The 21,692-nt window shown below is 61.0% G+C and carries 21 protein-coding genes, 1 tRNA gene and 1 pseudogene; 14 read left to right on the top strand and 9 right to left on the bottom strand.

Features of this window, described 5'->3' with window-relative positions; genetic code table 11:
• Nucleotides 1-8: 8 nt before the first annotated feature.
• The 3 genes from Q0718_RS01875 to Q0718_RS01865 form a co-directional block, all read right to left on the bottom strand.
• The gene (locus tag Q0718_RS01875; protein WP_298912629.1) at nt 9-1,190 is read right to left on the bottom strand and encodes a hypothetical protein; all 1,182 of its coding nucleotides are present in this window, start codon (nt 1,188-1,190) and stop codon (nt 9-11) included.
• Nucleotides 1,191-1,246: 56 nt separating this feature from the next.
• The gene (locus Q0718_RS01870; protein WP_298912963.1) at nt 1,247-1,909 is read right to left on the bottom strand and encodes a helix-turn-helix domain-containing protein; all 663 of its coding nucleotides are present in this window, start codon (nt 1,907-1,909) and stop codon (nt 1,247-1,249) included.
• A 90-nt stretch (nt 1,910-1,999) separates the two neighbouring features.
• Nucleotides 2,000-2,089 (bottom strand) — tRNA-Ser (locus Q0718_RS01865).
• 318 nt (nt 2,090-2,407) lie between these two features.
• On the opposite strand from Q0718_RS01865, the gene Q0718_RS01860 reads away from it, so the two are divergent.
• The 7 genes from Q0718_RS01860 to Q0718_RS01830 all read left to right on the top strand — a co-directional run bounded on the left by Q0718_RS01860 (nt 2,408) and on the right by Q0718_RS01830 (nt 8,563).
• On the top strand, nt 2,408-3,292 hold the full coding sequence (locus tag Q0718_RS01860) for a septal ring lytic transglycosylase RlpA family protein (protein WP_298912627.1): 885 nt from the start codon (nt 2,408-2,410) through the stop codon (nt 3,290-3,292).
• Between the two features lie 93 nt (nt 3,293-3,385).
• Entirely contained in the window at nt 3,386-4,516 is a 1,131-nt protein-coding gene (locus tag Q0718_RS01855; protein WP_298912625.1) for a D-alanyl-D-alanine carboxypeptidase family protein, read from the top strand.
• A 6-nt stretch (nt 4,517-4,522) separates the two neighbouring features.
• On the top strand, nt 4,523-5,185 hold the full coding sequence (tmk, locus tag Q0718_RS01850) for a dTMP kinase (RefSeq protein ID WP_298912624.1): 663 nt from the start codon (nt 4,523-4,525) through the stop codon (nt 5,183-5,185).
• Entirely contained in the window at nt 5,175-6,227 is a 1,053-nt protein-coding gene (locus Q0718_RS01845) for a DNA polymerase III subunit delta' (protein WP_298912620.1), read from the top strand. Before tmk ends, Q0718_RS01845 begins: the two co-directional genes overlap by 11 nt.
• Nucleotides 6,224-7,000, top strand: coding sequence for a TatD family hydrolase (locus tag Q0718_RS01840; RefSeq protein ID WP_298912618.1), 777 nt, complete (start codon nt 6,224-6,226; stop codon nt 6,998-7,000). The genes Q0718_RS01845 and Q0718_RS01840 overlap by 4 nt, the downstream gene beginning before the upstream one ends.
• Nucleotides 6,997-7,800 carry an MBL fold metallo-hydrolase gene (locus tag Q0718_RS01835; RefSeq protein ID WP_298912616.1) on the top strand — a complete coding sequence of 268 codons (804 nt, stop codon included), beginning with the start codon at nt 6,997-6,999 and terminating at the stop codon, nt 7,798-7,800. Before Q0718_RS01840 ends, Q0718_RS01835 begins: the two co-directional genes overlap by 4 nt.
• A 100-nt stretch (nt 7,801-7,900) precedes the next feature.
• The gene (locus Q0718_RS01830; protein WP_298912614.1) at nt 7,901-8,563 is read left to right on the top strand and encodes a DUF2959 family protein; all 663 of its coding nucleotides are present in this window, start codon (nt 7,901-7,903) and stop codon (nt 8,561-8,563) included.
• A gap of 644 nt (nt 8,564-9,207) precedes the next feature.
• Here Q0718_RS01830 and Q0718_RS01825 read toward each other — a convergent pair.
• From Q0718_RS01825 to Q0718_RS01800, 6 genes and pseudogenes are all read right to left on the bottom strand, one after another.
• Nucleotides 9,208-9,450 carry a hypothetical protein gene (locus tag Q0718_RS01825; RefSeq protein ID WP_298912612.1) on the bottom strand — a complete coding sequence of 81 codons (243 nt, stop codon included), beginning with the start codon at nt 9,448-9,450 and terminating at the stop codon, nt 9,208-9,210.
• Between the two features lie 95 nt (nt 9,451-9,545).
• Nucleotides 9,546-9,971: pseudogene (locus tag Q0718_RS01820) on the bottom strand (DUF2959 family protein).
• Between the two features lie 98 nt (nt 9,972-10,069).
• Complete coding sequence (locus Q0718_RS01815; protein WP_298912597.1) at nt 10,070-10,219, bottom strand: hypothetical protein; 150 nt, start codon at nt 10,217-10,219, stop codon at nt 10,070-10,072.
• A 79-nt stretch (nt 10,220-10,298) separates the two neighbouring features.
• Nucleotides 10,299-11,168: a c-type cytochrome biogenesis protein CcmI gene (gene ccmI, locus Q0718_RS01810; RefSeq protein WP_298912594.1), complete on the bottom strand. Its 870-nt coding sequence runs from the start codon at nt 11,166-11,168 to the stop codon at nt 10,299-10,301.
• Entirely contained in the window at nt 11,165-11,632 is a 468-nt protein-coding gene (locus tag Q0718_RS01805; RefSeq protein ID WP_298912592.1) for a cytochrome c-type biogenesis protein, read from the bottom strand. The genes ccmI and Q0718_RS01805 overlap by 4 nt, the downstream gene beginning before the upstream one ends.
• Nucleotides 11,629-13,611, bottom strand: coding sequence for a heme lyase CcmF/NrfE family subunit (locus Q0718_RS01800; protein ID WP_298912590.1), 1,983 nt, complete (start codon nt 13,609-13,611; stop codon nt 11,629-11,631). Before Q0718_RS01800 ends, Q0718_RS01805 begins: the two co-directional genes overlap by 4 nt.
• 332 nt (nt 13,612-13,943) lie before the next feature.
• Between Q0718_RS01800 and Q0718_RS01795 the strand changes: the two genes are divergently transcribed.
• The 7 genes from Q0718_RS01795 to Q0718_RS01765 are packed head-to-tail and all read left to right on the top strand — an operon-like array spanning nt 13,944 to nt 21,644.
• Entirely contained in the window at nt 13,944-16,148 is a 2,205-nt protein-coding gene (locus Q0718_RS01795) for an exonuclease domain-containing protein (RefSeq protein ID WP_298912587.1), read from the top strand.
• Between the two features lie 21 nt (nt 16,149-16,169).
• Nucleotides 16,170-17,099 carry a polyprenyl synthetase family protein gene (locus tag Q0718_RS01790; protein ID WP_298912584.1) on the top strand — a complete coding sequence of 310 codons (930 nt, stop codon included), beginning with the start codon at nt 16,170-16,172 and terminating at the stop codon, nt 17,097-17,099.
• Between the two features lie 29 nt (nt 17,100-17,128).
• Nucleotides 17,129-17,917: a fatty acid desaturase gene (locus tag Q0718_RS01785; RefSeq protein WP_298912582.1), complete on the top strand. Its 789-nt coding sequence runs from the start codon at nt 17,129-17,131 to the stop codon at nt 17,915-17,917.
• Nucleotides 17,914-18,384, top strand: a complete 471-nt coding sequence (locus tag Q0718_RS01780) for a sterol desaturase family protein (RefSeq protein WP_298912579.1) — start codon at nt 17,914-17,916, stop codon at nt 18,382-18,384. The genes Q0718_RS01785 and Q0718_RS01780 overlap by 4 nt, the downstream gene beginning before the upstream one ends.
• 28 nt (nt 18,385-18,412) lie before the next feature.
• Nucleotides 18,413-18,997 carry a leucyl/phenylalanyl-tRNA--protein transferase gene (gene aat / locus Q0718_RS01775; protein WP_298912576.1) on the top strand — a complete coding sequence of 195 codons (585 nt, stop codon included), beginning with the start codon at nt 18,413-18,415 and terminating at the stop codon, nt 18,995-18,997.
• 35 nt (nt 18,998-19,032) lie between these two features.
• Nucleotides 19,033-20,400, top strand: coding sequence for an amidohydrolase (locus Q0718_RS01770; protein WP_298912573.1), 1,368 nt, complete (start codon nt 19,033-19,035; stop codon nt 20,398-20,400).
• The gene (locus tag Q0718_RS01765) at nt 20,397-21,644 is read left to right on the top strand and encodes an amidohydrolase (RefSeq protein WP_298912570.1); all 1,248 of its coding nucleotides are present in this window, start codon (nt 20,397-20,399) and stop codon (nt 21,642-21,644) included. Before Q0718_RS01770 ends, Q0718_RS01765 begins: the two co-directional genes overlap by 4 nt.
• Nucleotides 21,645-21,692 lie beyond the last annotated feature (48 nt).

The following is a 21,692-nucleotide window of genomic DNA, read 5'->3' as shown; positions in this document are numbered from 1 at the left end:
TATGTGGATTAGGCGAGCCAAGTCTTCACATGAGCCTCACCGACCACTGCAGCTGCGTCCTTTGCCAGGCTTTGCCTCTGAAGGCCGCCGGATGATGTGTGTTCATCAAGCCACTTCACAACATCACCCCCTCTTTGCGCAAAGCCTGTGCGGTTCATGGCATTGTACATTGCGGCTGCGAAGATATGCATGCCGCCATCCTGCTTGCGCCAATAGGCTGTGACGTCTCGGGCTTGGTCCAGTCGAACATTGATGACCGCTTCCAGAGCTTGAACGGCCCCTTCTTCCACCAAACTCCGGATCGATGAATAACCGAAGGTGGAGTTGGATTTTTCGATGACAGATTGCAGTCCGGAGTCCGCCGACAAGCGATCGGTTATCGTCTGAACTTCCGGTCGGGACGGAGGCAGAAGAATGTGCAGCATCTCGTGCACACTGTTACGTCTGACGATCATGATGTCCCAGGTTGGACTGGTGATGAAGCGTTGCCCCACGATCTTGATACCGTGCGGACGCGTCAGTTCGCTGACAAAAACCGAGATGTTCGGATCTAGAGTTTTTGTGGTGTATCGATCGATTTCGCGGACGACATCGATCGGTTCCAGCTGCAATCCGATTTCTTGGACACTCTGGTCTAGGGTTAGCTTGTAAGTGTTATGCCACCAGTCCACGAAATCGGACTCGGCAATGTCATGGAGCGCTTCCGCGCACGGGCCGACAAGCTGACGCAGCTCAGCTTTGCTCTCATCGCTTGTGAAGAAATCGGTCTCTTCGAACGCTGCCAGAACCTTCGCGGGATCGTTGAAAAAACCGGCTGTTTGCACAATATCCGTCAAAGGTGCCGGTGACGCGATCAGGGCTAACGAAGCCCCGGGTGTATTGACGCGTCCCGTATCGGCCAAAGCCCGAATGAGGGTTTCAGCGGATCTCAGCGCCTTTGCTCCCATAAGCGTTCGCAGCGTATCCCGCCGATCAAGATTGTGCCGGACTTGGAGGACAGTGTCAGGAGCGGCTGCAATAATGATGGCGAAACAGGCATCCAGGCCGATGGCAGGGCTGGCTGCCCAACGCGTTCCGACGGGTCGAGGAACTTGCTGGATAGCCTGTCTGGCGCAGGAGGGAAGCACGGTCGCGGCTGAGGCAAGCAAGCCGGATGTCAGGAGAAAAGAACGGCGGTCATAGAGGGTCATGCCTTGCGATTATTGGCTGGCCGCGCACCCGTCTTGTATAATTGTGATATTGTAAATCAGGTTCGGGGCTTGTCAGGTTTGGTAAGGTTCAGAAAGTCGCCCGGCGTAACACCCAAGGCTTTCCGGAAGCGTTTCGTCATGTGGCTTTGATCCGTAAATCCTGCATCATAGGCGACGCTCGCAAGGTCGAGCCCCGACTCGATCAGGGTCATGGCGTGCTGAATCTGCCTTTCCCGTCTCCAGCGACCCGGTGTCATCTGAAAATAGTCTCTGAAGGTCCGGTGAGCGTGCTCTCTACTCAAGATTGATTGCGCGCCATCGAACCGGTCAAATCCAGACTGCACCAGCTCGTCAATCCAGTGTGGCATGCGTTCGGGGTCAACGGACGTGGCGGTCTCCAGAGCGTCCAGGACAGAATGGGCAGGGGGCGGATTGTCCTTCGCGATCAACCTTTCGATCGCCCGTCCGGTATAGCAGGCCCAGGGCAGATCGAAATCAGATCCCAAACCGATATTCCAAACAGACGTCGGCTCGTGGATGTGGTCGACATGAAGATTGAGATGCGGGTGAACGATCAGCATGCCCCGTCGAACATTCACCTTGGCGGTGAGGCTGGCTTCCACATAAGATCCGCAACGGACGAGGGTCGCGTAGGCATCATGATGTCGATGAGGCGAGATAAAGCCTGTTTCCATGCTGGATAAGGCTGTCGTCAACACATCCGACAAGAAGACCATCCTTTCGACAAAGCCTGAAATCAACGAGTAGGGCGCAACAGACGCAGCCTTTGCTTGACTGACGTCGAGCCGTGGCGGGCGGGGCGGGATTCGAACCCGCGAAGGGGTTGCCCCCTTGCCGGTTTTCAAGACCGGTGCATTCAACCACTCTGCCACCCGCCCGTTTCGCGAGGTGTCGTGGCGCGTCGTTACAGTGTGGGCGCAATAACGACGCAATTCCGCCACATCAACCGGCAACTGCCTTTACCGATGCGTAACCATGAAGCTTGGTGATCTGTTTGCAACGTTTGCATACCGCAACTTAGGATCGTTTCTGTAATCCGTTCCTCAATGACACGAAACGCGTGGCGAAAGCCCGGACAGTTTCGGGACGAAAAGGTGAGGGCGCCTGAGGAGGCGTCGTGTTCAGTGACCGAATTGTGAGGCCAGATGTATTTCAAATTAGCTAGAGCGGCGACGCTGACACTCATGGCGGGCCTCATGGCCACGGGGTGTGCATCGACGCAGATGACGACGACCAAGTCGGTCGCACCGATCACCTACAAGATCGGGCAAGGCAATGCGCAATATGCGTCGTTGAGCTACGAGAACCGCGGGCCGCGGGCCGCGACGCCGCGCTTCACCGACCCTCTGGGCGGGCAGGGACCCGTATTCGATCCGGACCGGATGGACCGCAACCTCTACGACCATCAGAAAGTCGGCAAGCGCTACACCATCATGGGACAGACTTTCACGCCGCGCCACGATCCCGATTATGACCGCACCGGCACCGCGTCCTGGTACGGCCCGAAATTCCACGGCAAGCCGACCGCCAACGGAGAGAAATTCGACCAGCATGCCCTGACGGCGGCGCACACGACATTGCCGCTCAATTCTCTGGTCCGCGTGACCAACCTCGACAATGGCCGCGCCGTGACCGTGCGCCTCAACGATCGCGGCCCGTTCACCGGCGGCCGGATCATCGATCTGTCCAAGGCCGGTGCCGAAGCGCTCGGCTTCAAACGCAAGGGCACGGCCAAAGTTCGCGTCCGCTATATCGGCCCGGCCGACCCGATGGCCGCGAATCGCGACGTGCCGCGCAACGCGCCGCGTTTGGCCGAAGTGCCGCGCGAGACCCTGGCGCCCGCCCCTTACGTGGCTCCCATCGTGCCCAAGCGTCTGACAGCGCCCGAACGGGCGGTCCCGCAGGCCGAAGCGCCGCGTCCAGCCCTGCCGGCGCCGATGGCACCGCGCCGCGCTCCGGAGGCGGACTTGCCGGGCGGCGGCAACGTGACGCTGACGATCAAGGGCCCGATCCATATCGCCAAATCCGGCAGTGCGGATGCCAAGCCCGAGTTTCTGACGGGCCCTGTCCGGACGAAGTGATTAAACTTGCGGTTCGCCGCCTTGCGGCGGGTCGCCTTTCCGGGCATTCGGGACGGACGCCATGTCGGCGTCCCTTTTCGATTCAGCAGGTCCATGTTCAAACCCTATTTCCTCGCCGCCTCGCTTCTTGCGCTCTCCGCGCCCGCTTCGGCGCAGTTCACGACCGACGCCAAGCAGGCGATCATCATGGACCACGCGTCCGGCCTCGTCCTTTACGAAAAGGATGCGCGCCGACCCATGCCACCGGCTTCCATGACCAAGATCATGACGGCCTTCATGGTGTTCGAGGCGCTGGAACGCGGCGACATCCAGGAAGACACGACGTTCACCGTCAGCGAAGAGGCCTGGCGGCGCGGCGGCATCAAGTCGGGATCCTCCACCATGTTCCTGGACGTCAACTCCGAAGTCCCGGTCATCGACCTGCTGCGCGGCGTCATCATCCAGTCGGGCAACGATGCCTGCATCGTGCTGGCCGAAGGGCTGGCCGGGTCGGAGGATGCATTCGCGCGCCGCATGACCGAACGCGCGCGCGAGCTCGGCCTGGAAAGTGCGACCTTCCTCAATTCCACCGGCTGGCCGCATGAGGACCACAAAATCAGCGCAGCCGATCTCGCCACGTTGGCCAGCGAGCTGATCGAGCGCTTCCCGGATTATTACGGTCTGTATTCCGAGCGCAGCTTCGAATGGAACGGCATAAGCCAGGGCAATCGCAATCCTCTGCTCGGCCGGTTCACCGGTGCGGACGGGGTCAAGACCGGATCGACTAGCGTGTCGGGCTATGGTCTGGTCGGGTCGGCCGAGCGCGACGGGGCGCGGCGCGTCATCGTCATCAACGGGCTCGACAGCCAGCGCGACCGGGCATCGGCCGCCGTGGACATCATGGAAGCGGCCTTCCGCGATTTCGATGTGCTCAACATGTATGCCAGCGGTGCGGAGCTGGGCGACATCGACGTCTATATGGGTAAAAGCGACACGGTCGGCGTCGTCCTGCGCGAAGACGTATTCGCCAGCTACGAACGCGCCGACGGCGACGAGATTTCCGCACGGATCGATTACCAGATGCCAGCCGCACCGATCGCGGAAGGCGACAAGGTCGGCGACCTGATCGTCATGCGGTCGGGCCAGGAGACGGCCCGCTACCCGCTCTACGCCGCCGAAAAGGTTGCGCGGAAAGGGTTTTTCAGCCGCGTCGGGGCATCGATCCTGCAGAAGATCAGGGGCTAGAGCGCTGTGTCCGGACAGTTTATCACCTTTGAGGGCGGCGAAGGCGCGGGCAAGACCACGCAGGCCAAAATGCTCGCCGATACTCTGGAAGCCCAAGGCGTTGAAGTCATCCTGACCCGCGAACCCGGCGGCACGTTCGGCGCGGAGTCGATCCGCAAGCTGGTGTTGGAGGGCACGGACGACCGGTGGTCGGGCATGACGGAATTGCTGCTGATGTATGCGGCGCGGCTCGACCATGTCGAGAAGCTCATCAAGCCGGCATTGGAGCGCGGGGCCTGGGTCGTCAGCGACCGGTTTTCCGACTCCAGCCTCGCCTATCAAGGCTATGCGCGCGATCTCGGCCCGGACCGGGTGAGGGCGGTGCACGATGTCGTCATGGAAGGGTTCGGCCCGGACCTGACACTCGTCTTCGACATGGATGTCTATCTGTCGCTGAAACGGGTGGAGACGCGCGCGGCACAAGACGATGCCGATCTGACCCGTTTCGACAAGGCCGGACAGGCGTTTCACACCACGATCCGCGACGCCTTCCTCGATATCGCCGAAAAAGAGCCGCAACGCGTGAAGATCATCGATGCCGACGGCTCGCGCCAAGCGGTGCATGCGCGCATCCTCAATGCGCTGACGGCCCGCTATCCGGAATTTGCCGGGAAGCTCAGTGCCGCGTGACGACCCCGCGTTTCCCGAACCGGACCGTTCGTTCGGCTCGGCCCATCCGCGCGAAGTCTACGAATTGCTGGGCCATGCCGATGCCGAAGCGCGCTACCTCGACGCGCAAGGCTCGAACCGCCTCCATCATGCTTGGCTGATCACGGGTCCGCCGGGTATCGGCAAGGCGACGCTGGCCTATCGCATCGCCCGTCACAGGTTGGGCGGGACGAGCCTGCTCGACCAAAGCCTCGACATTCCGCCTACGGACCCCGTCGCGCAGCGCATCGAAAGCCAGGGGCACGGCAATCTGTCAATCCTGCGTCGTCCCTTAGACCCCAAAAGCAAGAAGCTGAAACGCGACATTCCGGTCGACGAGGTGAGGGCGCTGTCCAAGTTCTTCCAGAGCACGGCATCCGAAAGCGACGACTGGCGGGTCTGCATCGTCGACAAGGCCGACGATCTGAACGCGAATTCCGAAAACGGCATTCTGAAACTGCTTGAAGAGCCTCCGGCCAGAACCTTGTTCTTGTTGTTGTCCGACCAGCCCGGCACTTTGTTGCCGACGATCCGGTCACGCTGCCTGCATCTGCCGTTGCGCGCCGTTCCCGATGCCGACATCGCGCGCTGGCTCGGTGCCCGGACGGATGTGCGGCCCGAATTCCAGCAGGCCGCCATCGCCTTGTCCCGGGGCGCACCGGGAAAGGCCCTTGCCCTCGTCGAACATGTCGAGACTGTTCTGCAGCCGATTAAACGGCTCATGCAGTCCCTGACAGGCGAGGGGGACGACATGACGCTCGCAAAGACGCTCGCAGTTGCGAAGGAAGCCACGGCGCGGGCCCTGTTCTGGGACGCTCTGATCGACACGTTGCAGGCCCAGGCTGTCCATGCCGGCACCGGCCGATGGTCCGGGCCGTTCGAACCGATCGGCGCACGCAAACCGCCTGCCACATGGGTCGCGCTGGCCGAGCGCGCTCAATCCACGCGCATGGCGGAGGAGGGGATCAACCTCGACAAGACGGCGTCCATGTTCGACCTTTTGAGCCATGTCCGCGCCGCATGATCGTCGATAGCCACGTCAATCTGCACGGCGAGCGCTTCGCCGACGACCTGGACGCCGTCATCGCGCGCGCCGCCGACGCTGGCGTCAGCCATATGCTGAACATCTGCTGCAACATCAAAGACTTCGACGCCGTCGTGAAAGTCGCGGAAGACCATGATCATATCTGGGCCACGCTGGGCACCCATCCGCACGATGCCAAGGACAACCCCGATCTGAAAGCCCAGACGCTGATCGATATGGCCGCACATCCCAAAGTCGTCGGGATCGGCGAAACCGGCTTCGATTTCCACTACGGCTATTCGTCACGCGAAGCGCAGATTTCGAATTTCGCGGTTCACATCGAGGCGGCGCACGAAACGCAATTGCCGTTGGTCGTCCACACGCGCGAGGCGGACACGCTGATGCTCGATACGCTGCGACGGACGGGCGCCGGGCGGGACTATCCGGCCTTGCTGCACTGCTACACGTCCGGCGCTGAACTCGCCGATTGGGCGGCAGAGCAGGGAATCTACTTCTCCGTGTCCGGCATCGTGACGTTCAAGAACGCGCATGACGTTCGCGACCGTATAAAGGCCATGCCCGACGACCGCATCATGCTGGAAACCGATTGCCCCTACCTCGCCCCCGTGCCGTATCGGGGACGGCGCAATGAGCCCTCATACCTGCCTTACGTCGCGCAGGGTCTCGCCGACGTGAAAGGCTGGACGCTCGAAGAGACGGCCCGCCGCACGACAGACGCTTTCTTTCGCCTTTTCAAGAAAATCGAACGGTGACCTTGCGCGCGACCATCCTCGGATGCGGCAGCTCCGGCGGCGTGCCGCGCGTCGGCGGCGACTGGGGCGCCTGCGACCCGGACGAGCCGAAAAACCGCCGCATGCGGTGCTCGCTGCTGGTCGAGAAAGACGCAGACGGCGGCACGACCAGCATCCTGGTCGACACCTCGCCAGACCTACGAGAACAATTGCTACGCGCGGACGTCAAACGGCTCGACGCCGTGCTCTACACGCACGATCATGCCGATCAAACCCACGGCATCGACGATCTGCGCGCCATCGCCTACCGCATGCGCACCCAGATCCCGGTCTACATGGACGCGCACACCAAGGAGCATCTGGTCTCGCGCTTCGACTATTGCTTCGAAATGCCGGAGGGCCGCGTCCATCCGGCCATCCTCGCATTGCAGGACTTGGTCGAGGATGGCCGGTCTCTGACGATAGACGGCCCGGGCGGTCCGATCAGCGTGGATGTCGTCGAAGCCTCGCACGGACCCACGCCGACATTGCTCTTCGTCTTCGACGGCAAGATCGCCTACAGCCCCGATGTCTGGGAAATCGAAGAAGACCGGCTCGAACGTTTGACCGACATCGACTGCTGGATCTGCGACGCCCTACGATACAGCTCGCACCCGACACATGCCCACGCCGACAAGACCTTGTCCTGGATGGCCCGCGTCAAAGCCCGCCGCGCTATTCTGACGAACCTGCATATCGACATGGATTACGATGTCATGCGTGATGAGCTCCCCGCGATCGCGCAACCGGCCTATGACGGGATGGTCGTGGAAAGTCTTTGAGCCGAAGATGGGAACCGGGTTCTACGGCCCGTGTTCATCCTCAGGCGACTGATTGCGAAAGAAGGCAAGGGATATGGAAACGACAATGCGAACGTTACGAATGACAGTTCTGTTGAGCGCGATGACGGTGACACCTCTAGGGCTCGGAGCTTGCACGACGGCCACCAACCCGATCCAGCAAGCCGGCTACTCCATCCAGGAACGGCTGGGGATCGAAAAGCGCGACATCCTCGTGGACCGTGTCGGGGACGTCGCCGAGGCGCAAGGCGAGGCGAAAGAGGAATTCGAGGACGCACTGAGCGCCTTCCGGGCCGTCGTCGATGTGAACGCAGGCGACCTGGAGTCGACCTATGACGATCTGAGCCGCGCCTATGACCGGGCGGAAGACCGGGCCAACGCGGTTCGCTCGCGTGTAAAATCCGTCAGACGCGTCGCCCGTGATCTGTTCAACGAATGGGAAGGCGAACTCGCGGATTTCTCCGATCCCACGCTACGCCGCGTTTCGGAAGAACAGTTGCGAAGCACGAAGCTGAGATATCAACTGCTGACCGACAAGATGGACGCCGCCACGGCCTCCATGGATCCCGTTCTGACCGTCTTCAACGATCGCGTCCTCTACCTCAAGCATAACCTCAATGCCCGTGCCATCGCCGCCCTCGATGCGGAAACCGCCGACCTGGAAGACGACGTCGCCCGCCTCATCGCCGACATGGAACAATCTATCGCCGCAGCGGACGCCTTCATCCTGGAAATGCAGGGCTAGGAAGGGTCGGCAAAGCTTGGGGTTAGGCAAAGCCTAAGCTAACACGAGAGAATCCGATAATGTATATTATGAGAATATATTTTCTTGATTTACTACATATATGACCTTGATACATGCCAAATTAGTGTAAGAATATTAGCGAAGCAGTGCATAAAGACACTTAGAACGTATGCATCTTTTAAATCGTAATGTTTGCTGATTATGACATAAAAGAATGCCATAATGGCAAAAAAGATCCCTGAATACAAGCCCAGAAAGTTCGACCCATGAATAAAGTATGCGATACTGAATGATAAACCACACGTAATAAGTATTTGCATGTTAAAGGAGCGAAAGGCTAAGGATGAGAGCCAAAAGCTTAATGCGATTACAATGTTTTCGAGAAGCGGGGCTAAAAGAACAGACACAAAAAGAAAATTGATGATAAAAGCAACTGCACCACTAACACTATCTAATAATGAATGAGTATATTCTTGAAGTCTTCCAAACAATAAAAGAAAAATAATGGGAAATAACTTGTAAAAAAAAGTTATTAAGGCGGCAATAATGTAGTACGACTTTAAATCTTTTCTGTCAGCTAAAACAACACAAAGATGTAACCTGGGAACCATTGAACCCAAGTTACAGTTTAATCACCTAAAAAGCTATTCAGATTTATCTTCATCTGCATTGCGAGCCCACTTGCCGGTACCCATCATTTTGTCAAACATATCATTCCAATCATCATGCCAATCAGAAAGAGCTTCAATGCCAATATCGATAGCCTCTCCTATTGCAGTGAAAGGATTGTCAGCCGCACAACCCATTGCTTCAAAAAGACCATCAGAATCTGAACACCCACCGCCACCTGAAACCGATGACATTTCTGCAAGACTGAGATTTCTCATAATTTTCTCCTAAGTGAAAGCCCTAAGCGCTCAACGATTAGTACATAATCTACACAATTACATCTTGTCAACGTCTATCAAACTTTCGTAAAGTGTCATATATTAGCGACGCCCATGGCCTGGATGAAGGCATCCGCCGCGGCGATGGATTCTTCCATGTCGGCGATCAGGTGGGCGACATCGCTTTCTATGTTGGCGGTTTCGGTGTCGAGTGACGCGATCGCGCGGGCGTTGAGATTGTGCTTCAGATACAGGATGCAGTCGTTGAAAACGGTGTTGAAAACGGTCAGGACCGGATCCATGGACGCGGTCGCGGCATCCATCTTGTCGGCCAGCATTTGGTAACGCAGTTTGATATCGCGCAATTGGCGTTCCGACACGCGGCGCAGACCCGTGTCCTAATAAATATCGACTTAGCCTTCCCATTCGCGGAACAGGTCGCGCGCCACTCGCTTGACGGATGCCACGCGCGCCCGGACATTGTTGGCTTGGCCTTCGGCGCGGTCATAGGTATCGCTCAGACGGTCATAGGTAGTTTCCAGCTCGCTCGCATCGAATCGACGACGGCCCGGAACGCACTCAGCGCGTCCTCGAACTCTTCCTTGGCCTCGCCCTGCGATTACGCCACGTCGTAGACGCGGTCCACGAGAATATCGCGCTTCTCATTGCCGAGAAACCGCTCCTGCAAGGCATAGTTCGCCGTCGTGCATCCCGTGGCGAGGACCGGCGTCAATGCCAGCACGCCCATTATTCCGATCAGCTTGTACATGTCCGCTCCGCCATGGTGATCCGTGTCGTCGTGAGGATTAAACCGCTGCAGCCCTGTCGGTTCCGCAATTCGCCCAACTCTATTCTTCCCAATCCGCGCTTTCTAGGATGCGGTTCGCCGTGGCGGCATCGAACAGCTCACGCACGCGCGCCAGTTCGATCTCCGCTTGCTCCCGCTGCCCCAGCACAATCCGCGCGCGCAACAGTCTTGCCCACCCATCCGGGTCGTCCGGCTCCGCCTCCAAGCGCTCGGCGAGGCTGTCCACCATGGCTTGGATCATGGCGGCGCGGTCCGCTTCGCTCAGAGCGTCCGCATTACGGATATCCTCCGCGGTCGGGCCGCGTTGAGGCTGGCTGCCGATCGTTGCGCGCGACCGGATAAGCGCGACGGCGCGTTCACGTTCGGCTAGAATATCGGGATCGGAGCCGCTCAGCGCGACGGCCCGGTCGAAGGCACGCAAGGCGTCCTCATAACGGCCAAGGCTGGTCAGGCTGCGCGCATAAAGCCGCCAGCCTGTCGCATCGTCGGCACGATCCGTCTGAAGCCGCTTTTCCAGCTGGGCAACGAGCGCGGCGAGTTCGGCCGGACGGACGCCCTGCCCGGCTTCGACCGGCATGTCGACATGCGACTGCAAGGGCGTCCCTTGATCGGCATAGACGCCGACCCCGATGAGAAGCACGGCCGCCAGTATGGCCGCCGACCAGACCTTGTTCGGTTTTCCGCCGACGGCTTGCGTTTGACGCGCCAGGATCTGCCGTTGCAGGACGGCGATGGCCGTATCCGCTTCTTCCCGGTCCATGTCGCCGTCGGCGCGGACCGTGTCGATCTGCGCGAAGTAGGCTTCCAGTTCGGCGTCGTCTTCCGGGCCTATATCGGCAAACAGGACCGGCGCGAGATAGGCGACGGCGAGTGCGGCCATCACCGCGAAGGCGATCCAGGGCATGATCATGATTGCGACTGCCGCAGGCGCTCGAGCCTGGCCCGTTCCTCGTCAGACAGTGTCGCGACCGACAGCTTGCGGCTCCTGCGTTGCAAGGAGAAGATCCACCAAGACAGGAATATGGCCAGCAGAACGACGGGTCCGGCCCAGAGAATGAGCGTGTTGGCCTGAACCGGCGGCTTCAGGAGGACGTAATCGCCGTAGCGGTCGCGCATCCGGGCGATGACTTCGGCTTTCGTATCGCCCGCGGCCAGACGTTCGCGCACGACCAGCCGCATATCGGCGGCCAGATCGGCGTTCGATGCCTCGATGCTTTCGTTCTGGCAGACGACACAGCGGAGTTGCGCGCCGACTTCACGAGCGCGCTCCTCTATCTCAGGCGGAAAAACCGGGGCCGTCGCCTGCGCACATGCCGGACTTGCCAACGATCCTAGCAGGATCGCAATCAGCGCGATGTTTCCAGCCGGTCTCATTCGGCCGGAACGGCGGCGGGCACGCCTCCCCTCGCCTTCGTCGGCGTGATGACCGGCTCGGAGACACGCAAGCGACGGTCGGCCATGCTGATGAAACCGGCGAACGCCATCATGAAGGCCCCGATCCAGATCCAGACCACGCCGGGTTGGTAATAGACGCGCATGATGACGCCCTCGCTCAGATCCGTTCCGGTCGCCCCGTCGCCGATCGACGCAAACAGGGTTGCCCCCAAAGACGGCCGGAACCCGGCCTCCGACGTGATCATGCCACGCACGGGATATAGGCGCTGTTCGGTCCGTAGCGCCGTGACCTCCCGGCCGCCACGGGTCACGCTCACATCGCTGCCCATGTAGAGGAAATTGTCGCGCTGACCCTGTTCCAATGTGCCCATGGTAAAGCTGTAACCCGATACGTTCAGCGATTCTCCGGGCTTGAGGCGGCCGACATCCTCGTCGGCGCCGATGCTCATTGCCGTCACACCCAAGGTGAAGACCGCCACACCGAGATGGCTCAGCGCGAAGCCCCACGTTCCGGCCGGTTGCGCCTTCAGTCCGGCCCAGCGCCCGTTGGACCGGCGGTAGAGAGCGCTCAGCGTGCCGAAGATGAGCCATGCGGCGAAGCCAACGCTGATCGCGCCCAGCACGGAGCGGCCGAAGACGAAACCCAGTCCCGCCACGACGACGGCCGCCAGAGCGGCTTTCACGAGGAGCGATCTGTAGCGCGCCAGCCCGTCCGAGCGCCATTTCAGCAACGGGACGATGGCCATGACGGCGATCAGGGCGATCATCATCGGCGCGAAAACGAGATCGAAATAGGGCGCGCCGACCGTGATCTTCTCGCCCGTCGTGGCTTCGACGAACAAGGGGTAGAAGGTGCCTAGGAAAACCGTGGCGGTTGCGGCGACAAGAACCAGATTGTTCAGCACCAGCCCGCTTTCGCGCGATACCATGTCGAGCTGGGTGCGCCGGACGATGGTGTTAGCGCGAAGGGCATAGAGCGCAAGCGCGGCCCCAGTGAAAATCAACAACAGAGTCAGGATCACGACTCCCCGCGACGGATCAACGGCGAAGGCATGGACGCTGACCAGAACACCGGAGCGCACGACGAAGGTGCCGATCATTGCCAGCGAGAAGGTCGCGATGGCGAGCAGGACCGTCCAGTGCGCGAAACTGTGCCGTTGCTGCAGGGTCAGGATGGAATGCAGCAACGCCGTGCCGGACAGCCAAGGCAGGAAAGACACGTTCTCCACCGGATCCCACATCCACCAGCCGCCCCAGCCCAACTCGTAATAGGCCCAGACCGACCCGACCGTGATTCCGAGCGTCAGAAACGACCAGGACACAAGCACCCAGGGCCGCAACCAACGCGCCCAGACCGCATCGACCCGACCTTCCAACAGCGCGGCGACGGCGAAGGAGAAAGCGACGGAGAACCCGACATAACCGATGTAAAGCAATGGTGGATGGATGGCGAGGCCGGGATCCTGCAGCAGCGGGTTGAGCCCCTGCCCGTCCGTCGGAACTGGAAACAACCGCTCGAACGGGTTGGAAGTGAAGATGACGAAGGCGAGAAAACCCGCGCCGATAATGCCTTGGATCGCGAGCGCCCGGGCCCGCAACGATAGCGGGAGTTTGCGGCCGTAGAGCGGGATGGCCGCCCCGAACAGGGCCAGGATCAACACCCAAAGCAGGATCGAGCCTTCATGGTTCGCCCAGACGCCGCTGATCTTGTACATGAGCGGCTTGGCCGAGTGGCTGTGCGAAGCGGCGAGCTTGACCGAAAAGTCCGATGTCACGAACACGATCGTCAGCGCTGCGAAGGCATAGATCAGGAGCACGGCCTGCAGGATGGCGGCGCGGTCGGCGAACATCATCCACCGAACGTTGCGGCGATAGGCGCCCAGCAACGGAATGATGCCCTGTAGAACGGCCACGGCCAATGCCAGAGCCATCGCGATCTGTCCCGTTTCAGGCAGCATGCGCCGCCTCTAGCCAAGGGACGCTGCGGCCACAACCGCCGGTATGTAGAGAAGCCTGCGTCATATCATGTCCGCTCGCCATGACGGACGGCATCGACGCGGTCTTGACGGGCGTCACGTCTTCGTCAGGTGAGTGTTTCCAACTGAACGCCACACCTTCCATCCCGACCATCAGCCATTTCGTGGCCGGTTCGGGCGCCTTGCGACGAGCATGCGCCGAACTGAACGTCCGCCCTTGACCGCATGACTCCCTGTGTGGTCTTTGGGAACGAATATCGAACAAAACAGGCACGCATTGGGGATAAGTCTGTGAGCAAACCGGGGAACAGACTGTGAGTATCGCGCGCGCCAGAGATCATGTCCGCGCCGAGCAAAGACGGTTCCGCCGGGCGCAAGCCGGTCGCTCCTGGAAGATCCGAGACCTCCCACAATATTATTACCTCACCAATTTCAACGACTTTCTGAAAGACGTTCACGCGCTTTGCTTCGACTTGCTCGGCCAGGCGGAGCTGGACTTTCTCAGCGGTTTCGCGGCCCTGCCCCGCGATGCGCAGGCCACCTATGTGAGAATGGCGAACAGGCGAGGCTATGTGTTCGATCGGGATCGCTTCGTTTATGACGAAATCGAAGCCCAGGATCGTCAATGGGACCGGCTCATTCAGAGTGGTTTCGCGGAACCGATCGGCCCGTTGCTCTTCCGCGACTGGTTGTCGAGCCTCGCCAAGCCCGATCTGGCTTTGACGATGGCCGACAGCATGTGCGAAACGCTGTTCCGCAAGAGCTGGAAGAAGGACCGGCTGGTCGATCTGGCCGCGACCCATATCGATCCGCACGACGCCTACGTATCCGACCGTTATATCGGACAGGGCCGTCGCGACGTGCTGCAATACATGCTGTTCCTTTATTTCGGGCGCATCGAAGACAATCTGCAGGTTCTGACCCATCGCGACCTCGGTCTGGTCCGCTTGCCCGAAAGCCGACCGACCTCGCCGGACTACGATGCGGTCGAAGACGCGAAAACGGCCTATTTCTACGCGCAGGCTCTGCATGATTTCCGCAAAGGCACCGACCGGCAGAGCCTCGCACTGTGCGAGAGTGTGCAAAGCTGGCCCGAGCCCGTCTGCGAACGCTCGACGGGCCATCGCGACAAGCTGCTGCAGAAGCTCGGCGGATGGGCGGAACGCCGCGGGGATCTCGAAGTTGCACTGACACTCTACGGACGCAGCGATGCCCCGCTTTGCAACGAGCGCGTCGTGCGCATCCGCTGGAACCGCGACGACGACGGCGACCGCGCCTGGTGCAGGACACGGCTGGAGGGGATGATCGAAAACCCGGCTTCCGATCAGGAAGTCGATTTCGCCGGTGACTTCTATTCGCGCAAATTCCGCAAGAAACGCACCTCTGCCACGACCGACCTGCTCCGGACCGCGACGACGCTCACGCTCGACGAAGCTTACCGCAGCCAGCCGGAGCGGGCGGCGCTGCATCATTACAAAGCCCAAGGCATGACAGCCTACCGCACGGAAAACGTTCCGTGGCGAAATCTGTTCGGCCTGTTGTTCTGGGACTTGCTGCATCATGGTCAGGACACGCGGCGGCGGGTTCCGGCGAAGTTGCGCAACGGAGGTTTCTACGGCGATTACCGCGAGGAGATCGAACGTCGCCTGGGCCGCCTCGACCAGCCATCCGTGATCATGCTCGATTTGCTCAGGACGCTGTCCGTGCATTACGGCGAGGACAATGCCCTCGTCCATTGGGGCTCGCGCTCGCTCGACCGCATCCAGGCGTTGATCCTGCACTCGCCGCGCGGCGCTGTCGCAGCGATGCTGCGGTCCATGGCGCAGGACTGGATCGGGACGAAGGACGGCTTTCCGGATCTGATGCTTATCGATGACGGTCGCGTGCGTTTCGTGGAGATCAAGACTGCCGGTGACAGCATCCGGCGCAATCAGCTGACGCGCCTGCGGCAGTTGACCCAAGCCGGATATGCCATTCAGATCGTCAAGGTGAACTGGGCGGTCGATCCGGACCAGCCTTATGTCGTCGTCGATGTCGAAACGACGGGCGGACGCCCCGGCTTGCACCGGCTGACCGAAATCGGCGCGGTCCGGATGATCGGCGGCGAGATCGTGGCCGAGTTCCAGACCTTGCTGAACCCGCAACGCTCCATTCCGCCGAATATCACGCGGATCACGGGCATCGACAACGCTATGGTCGCGAGCGCGCCGCATTTCATCGAAGTCGCCGAACGCTTCCGCGAGTTCATGGGCGACTCCATCTTCGCCGCACATAACGTCAACTTCGATTACGGCTTCATCTCCGCCGAATACGAGATGATCGACCAGCGCTTCCGCCACCCGAAGATCTGCACCTGCGCCTCGATGCGCCGGCTCTATCCGGGACACCGCTCCTATTCGCTGAAAAACCTCTGTCGCGAATTCGAAATCGACCTGAAACAGCATCACCGCGCGCTTTGCGACGCAAAGGCCGCGGCGGAGCTGCTGAAGCTGGTCAACGAAAAACGCATGGCCGACTAGCGGCGCGGCGCGGACCATGCGATGCGCCACAACATGACGGTCACGGCGCTCGACACAAATGGAACACCGGAGGACAGGATCGACGCGGCGCGCAGCCGTATCGATGCCTGTCTGGCCGGACTCGTGCCGAGCGAGGCGATCTGGCCACGCCGTCTGCACCAAGCGCAGCGACACGCCCTCCTCTCACCCGGCAAGCGGTTCCGCCCGCTCTTGACCTTGTTCCTGGCCCAGGCCCGTGGGCTGGACGCCGCCAAGACGGATGCGGCCATGGAAATCGGCTGCGCGGTCGAAATGGTCCATGCCGCTTCGCTGATCCTGGACGACCTGCCCTGCATGGACGATGCGGATCTACGTCGGAACCAGCCCACAACCCATGTCGCCTTCGGCGAGAGCACGGCGATCCTGTCGGCGACGGCCTTGCTCAATCGGGCCTTCGGCATCATCGCGCGCAATGCGGAAGTTCCGGCCGAGCAGCGGGCCGAGCTGTGCGATCTATTGTCGTATTCGGTTGGATCGACCGGCCTGATCGCCGGGCAGATGGCCGATCTCGACAATACGGGTAACGCATCCGTGTCGGAGATCGAGCGAGTCAACCGACTCAAGACCGGAGCGTTGTTCGATTTCGCCGCCGATGCGGCAGCCATTCTGACCGAAAGCTCCGCGCCGCAGCGCGCTGCGCTGAAGGACTTCTCGCGACAGATCGGACTGGCCTTCCAACTGTTGGACGACGTGAAGGATGTGCTCCAGAGCCCTGAAATCAGCGGGAAAACCTCCGGCCGCGACGCGGGAAAGACGACGTTGGTCGCCAAGCACGGCCTGAGCGAGACAAAGGCCATGTTGAAAACCTACCTCGACAACGCCAAGACAGCCCTCACGCGCGCCGATCTGACCGGGACGGAGGATCTGTCGGCGCTGATCGACCGGCAGTTCGCTTTCATGCGCGACCTCTGATCGCAGCCAAAGCCGCAACGGACGGTTTCATGGCCGCGCAATATCGCCTAGATGGCTACCGCACCATGACCCCGAGTGAGTCCACATCCGCCGCGTCCGCCCGGACGCGCCAGACGGCCCCGGCGAACCGAGGCCCTCTCTATGCCGTCCTGATAGGTGCGGCATGGGTGGCCAGTCACATCTACGCGGTCTTCTTCCACCAGATCGGTGATCCGCTTTGGGCGACCTTCGCGATTATCGCCGTGCAGCTCTGGCTCTATACCGGTCTTTTCATTGTCGCGCACGACACCATGCACGGTTCGCTGGCGCCGAACCGTCCAGCCGTGAACAAGTGGGTCGGCCGCGTGATCCTGTTCTGGTATGCCGGATTCAACTGGGACAGCATGCGCACCGCCCACCACCAGCATCACGCCACGCCGGGCACGGCCGACGACCCCGACTTCAATGCCGACAACCCCCGTGACTTCTGGCCCTGGTATTGGCGTTTTTTCGTCCAGTATTTCTCGTGGCGGCAATTGGTCGTTCTCGTCGCGATCGGTGCGGTCTACATGTTGCTGGGCGCCAGCTATCCGAACCTGCTCGTCATGTGGGCGGTGCCTGCGATCCTGTCTTCCGTGCAGCTCTTCTATTTCGGCACCTTTCTGACCCATCGTCACGGCGACCCTTTCGCAGACGAGCATCTGTCGCGGTCCAACAACTATCCGAAATGGCTGTCACTCCTGACCTGCTTCCATTTCGGCTATCACCACGAACATCATCTCTATCCGCATGAACCGTGGTGGAGGCTGCCGGCCCGCAAAAGAAAGCCTGTTGCATGAGCATCCTGTCCGCCGTCGCCATCGTGCTGGGCTCCGTCGTCATGATGGAAGTGCTGGCCTGGGCGATCCACAAATACGTCATGCACGGCCCCGGCTGGGGCTGGCATGAAAGCCATCACCGCGAAACCGACGGGCCGTTCGAGAAGAACGATCTCTATGCCGTGTGGTTCTCCGTCATCGCCGCCGGTCTTTTCATTGCCGGATCGCTCTGGTGGCAACCGCTCTGGTTCGTCGCGCTCGGCCTGACCATCTACGGCTTGCTTTATGCTTTCGTGCATGACGGTCTGGTGCATCAGCGTTGGCCCTTCTTCGTCCATACGCGCGGGCGCTACATGAAGCGCCTGGTCCAGGCGCACCGCCTGCACCATGCCGTCAATACGCGCGAAGGCGCGGTCTCCTTCGGCTTCCTCTGGGCCGATGATGTCCGCAAGTTGAAGGCGCAACTCAAGGCCAACGCGTCCAAGTGAGCGACCCCGGAACGGGCGGTCTGGAACGATGAGCGGATTCGGTCCCGACGACCTCATCGAATGCTATCGGCGGGGCATCTTCCCGATGGCGGATGCGCGCGACGCGACCAGCTTCTACATACTGGATCCCGAACACCGAGCGGTCTTTCCGATCGATGCATTCACCCCGTCCCGGTCCATGCGAAAGTTCGCCCGCAAAACGCCCCTGATTGTGACGGTCGATCAGGCCTTCGACGATGTCATCGCCGCTTGCGCCGACCGCAGGGACGAAACCTGGATCAGCCACGGCCTGGAAGGGCTCTACCGCATCCTGCATCGACGCGGCGATGCGCATTCCGTCGAAGTCTGGAACGAGGATCGTCTCGTCGGCGGTCTGTACGGCGTCAGCCAAGGCGGCGCCTTTTTCGGCGAAAGCATGTTCAGCGCCCAGACCAACGCCTCGAAGCTCGCCCTCATGCATCTCATGGAGCGGTTGCAGCAGAGACGCTTCCGCTTGCTGGATGCGCAATTCATGACCGATCATCTGGCCTCGATGGGCGCGGTCGAGGTCACAAAAGCGGAATTCCGCCGGCGGTTGGCCGATGCTTTGGCCGTGAAAACCGCCTTCGATTGACTTGCGCCCTGTCGCGCTTGCGTTACGGTGTTGTCATGAAGACGTTCCGTGCCTGCCTGATCCTGTCCGCCGCCATTGCCGCCGCCTGTTCGGGAGCGGACGATGGAGACAAGAAGGACGGCGCCTTCGCCCTGCCGACCGCCTTTCCCAGCACGTACGAGCCCCTGCCCTCGGAATCGCTGCTCATCACGAATGCCACGATCATCGACGGTACGGGCGAAGCCTCCGATGCGGACTCGCTCCTGATCGTCGATGGCGTCTTGTCCGACATCGGGACGGATCTGGACGCCGATGACGCGACGGTGCTCGACGTGAACGGCCGCTACGTCACGCCCGGCATCATCGACATCCATAGCCATCTGGGCAATTACCCCTCCCCCGGCGTGGACGCACATAATGACGGCAACGAGGTCACTTCGCCGATCACGTCGGAAGTCGATGCGGAACACGGTGTCTGGCCGCAGGATCCCGGCTTCGACGAAGCGTTGCAAGGCGGCGTGACGACACTGCACATCCTGCCCGGGTCTGCCAACCTGTTCGGCGGGCGCGGCGTGACCTTGCGCAACGCACCGGCTCGCACGGTCCAGGGCATGAAGTTTCCGGACGCGCCGGAGACGCTGAAGATGGCTTGCGGAGAAAACCCGAAGCGGGTCTATGGCAACCGCGGCGGGCCGGGATCGCGCATGGGCAATGTCGCCGGCTACCGCAATAATTGGGTTCGCGCGGCCGACTACAAGCAGAAGATAGAAGACGGCGACGAGCCGACCCGCGACCTCCAGCTGGAGACGCTGGCCGGTGTGCTCAATGGCGACATTTTGGTGCACATGCATTGCTACCGGGCCGACGAAATGGCCATCATCATCGACCTGGCTAAGGAATTCGACTATACCGTCTCGACTTTCCATCACGCGGTGGAAGCCTACAAGATCGCGGATCTGTTGGCGGAAAACGACATTTGCTCGGCCATGTGGGCGGACTGGTACGGCTTCAAGATGGAGTCCTATGACGGCATTCTGGAAAACGTCCCTTTCGTTCACGCCGCCGGGGCCTGCGCCATGATCCATTCGGACGACGACAAGAATATCCAGCGCCTCAATCAGGAAGTCGCTAAGGCCTGGGCCAACGGCAATCGTGCCGGGCTGGACATCAGCCGGGACGTCGCCTGGACGTGGCTGTCCACCAATCCGGCCAAGGCGCTCGGCATCCTCGACCAGACGGGAACACTGGAGGAAGGCAAACGCGCCGACATCGTCATATGGAGCCATGATCCTTTCTCCGTGAGGGCGCGGCCCGACCAGGTCTACATGGACGGTGCCCTGATGTTCGATCGGGAAAACGGCCTGAAACCGGTTTCGGACTTCCGTCTCGGAACCTTTGCGACCTTGGGGGAGGCCCGGCCATGATGCGTTCTCTTGTCCTGACGGCGGTCCTGTCCGTTGCCGCGACGCCCGCGCTGGCGCAATCGCTCTTTCTCGATGACGCCAATTTCGTCCTGGATAGCGGCGAGACCCAGATCGTCGACATCCGCATAACCGACGGGCGCATCGCCGACATGCAAGCCGATCTGCAGGTGCCGTCCGGGGTCACGACGATCTCCGGCGCCTGGGTCAGCCCCGGATTGTTCGCGCCCTATTCCACTTTGGGAATCGTCGATATCGGCGGTGAAAGCTCGACCAACGACACACAGGCCGAAACCGAACTGTTCTCGGCCGCCATACGCGCCGCGGACTCGTTCAATCCGCGTGAAGTGCATATCGCCAATGCGAGACGACGCGGCGTGACCCACGCGGCCGTCGTGCCCCAACCCGACGGCGACGTCATTTTCGGCGGCATCGGCATGATCGCCAAGCTCGACAATGAGGACGATTCCATCCTGTCCGAAACTGCCTTCATGCATGTCGCCCTGGGCGAGGCCGGGGCGTCGCGGGCCGGCGGATCGCGCGGCGCGGCCATCCAGCAGCTGAGGAGCGCGCTGGACGACGCCCGCCGCAGCTATCTTCAGCATGTCGAAGGCGACGTTTTCCAACGCCGCGACGCCCGGGCATTCCGCGCGGTTCTGTCCGGCGACATGCCGCTTATGATCAGCGCGAGCCGCGCCTCGGACCTGTTGCGCATCATCCGTATCAAGGAAGACGTGCCCGCTCTCGACATCATCGTTGTCGGTGCGGAAGAGGCGCATCTTGTTGCGGATGCCCTCGCCGAAAACGATATCAAGGTCATCGTCGACCCGCTCGAGAACCTGCCCGACAGCTTCGACTCCCTGAATGCGTCCCTGGATAACATCCTCGTTCTGGAAGATGCCGGTGTCGAATATGCCATCTCCGGCTTGTCGTCCCGCAGCGTCGTGAAAGCGGGCGCGCTTGCCCAGCATGCCGGGAATGCGGTCGGCCAGGGATTGCCCTATGACGCGGCGATGAGGGCCGTGACGACAGTACCGGCAGGCTGGTTCGGCATCGATCTCGGCCGCAGAGCCGTCGGGGAAGCTGCGACGATGGTTGTCTGGGACGGCGATCCTCTGGAAGTGACGTCCGCGCCGACCGCGATCTTCATCGACGGAGAAGCCGTCCCGATGGTGTCGCGCATGACGGCGCTGCGCGACCGGTACAACCCCGCCAATGCGGACGATCGGCCGCACAAATACCGCTAGCCCGCATCGGTCAGGCCCAATCATTGCAGCGCTTGATTATGGGGCGCG

Source organism: uncultured Algimonas sp., assembly GCF_947498175.1.
Taxonomy (GTDB): Bacteria; Pseudomonadota; Alphaproteobacteria; order Caulobacterales; family Maricaulaceae; genus Litorimonas.
Note: the sequence above shows the minus strand (reverse complement) of the source record. Positions and strands in the feature narration are given on the sequence as shown.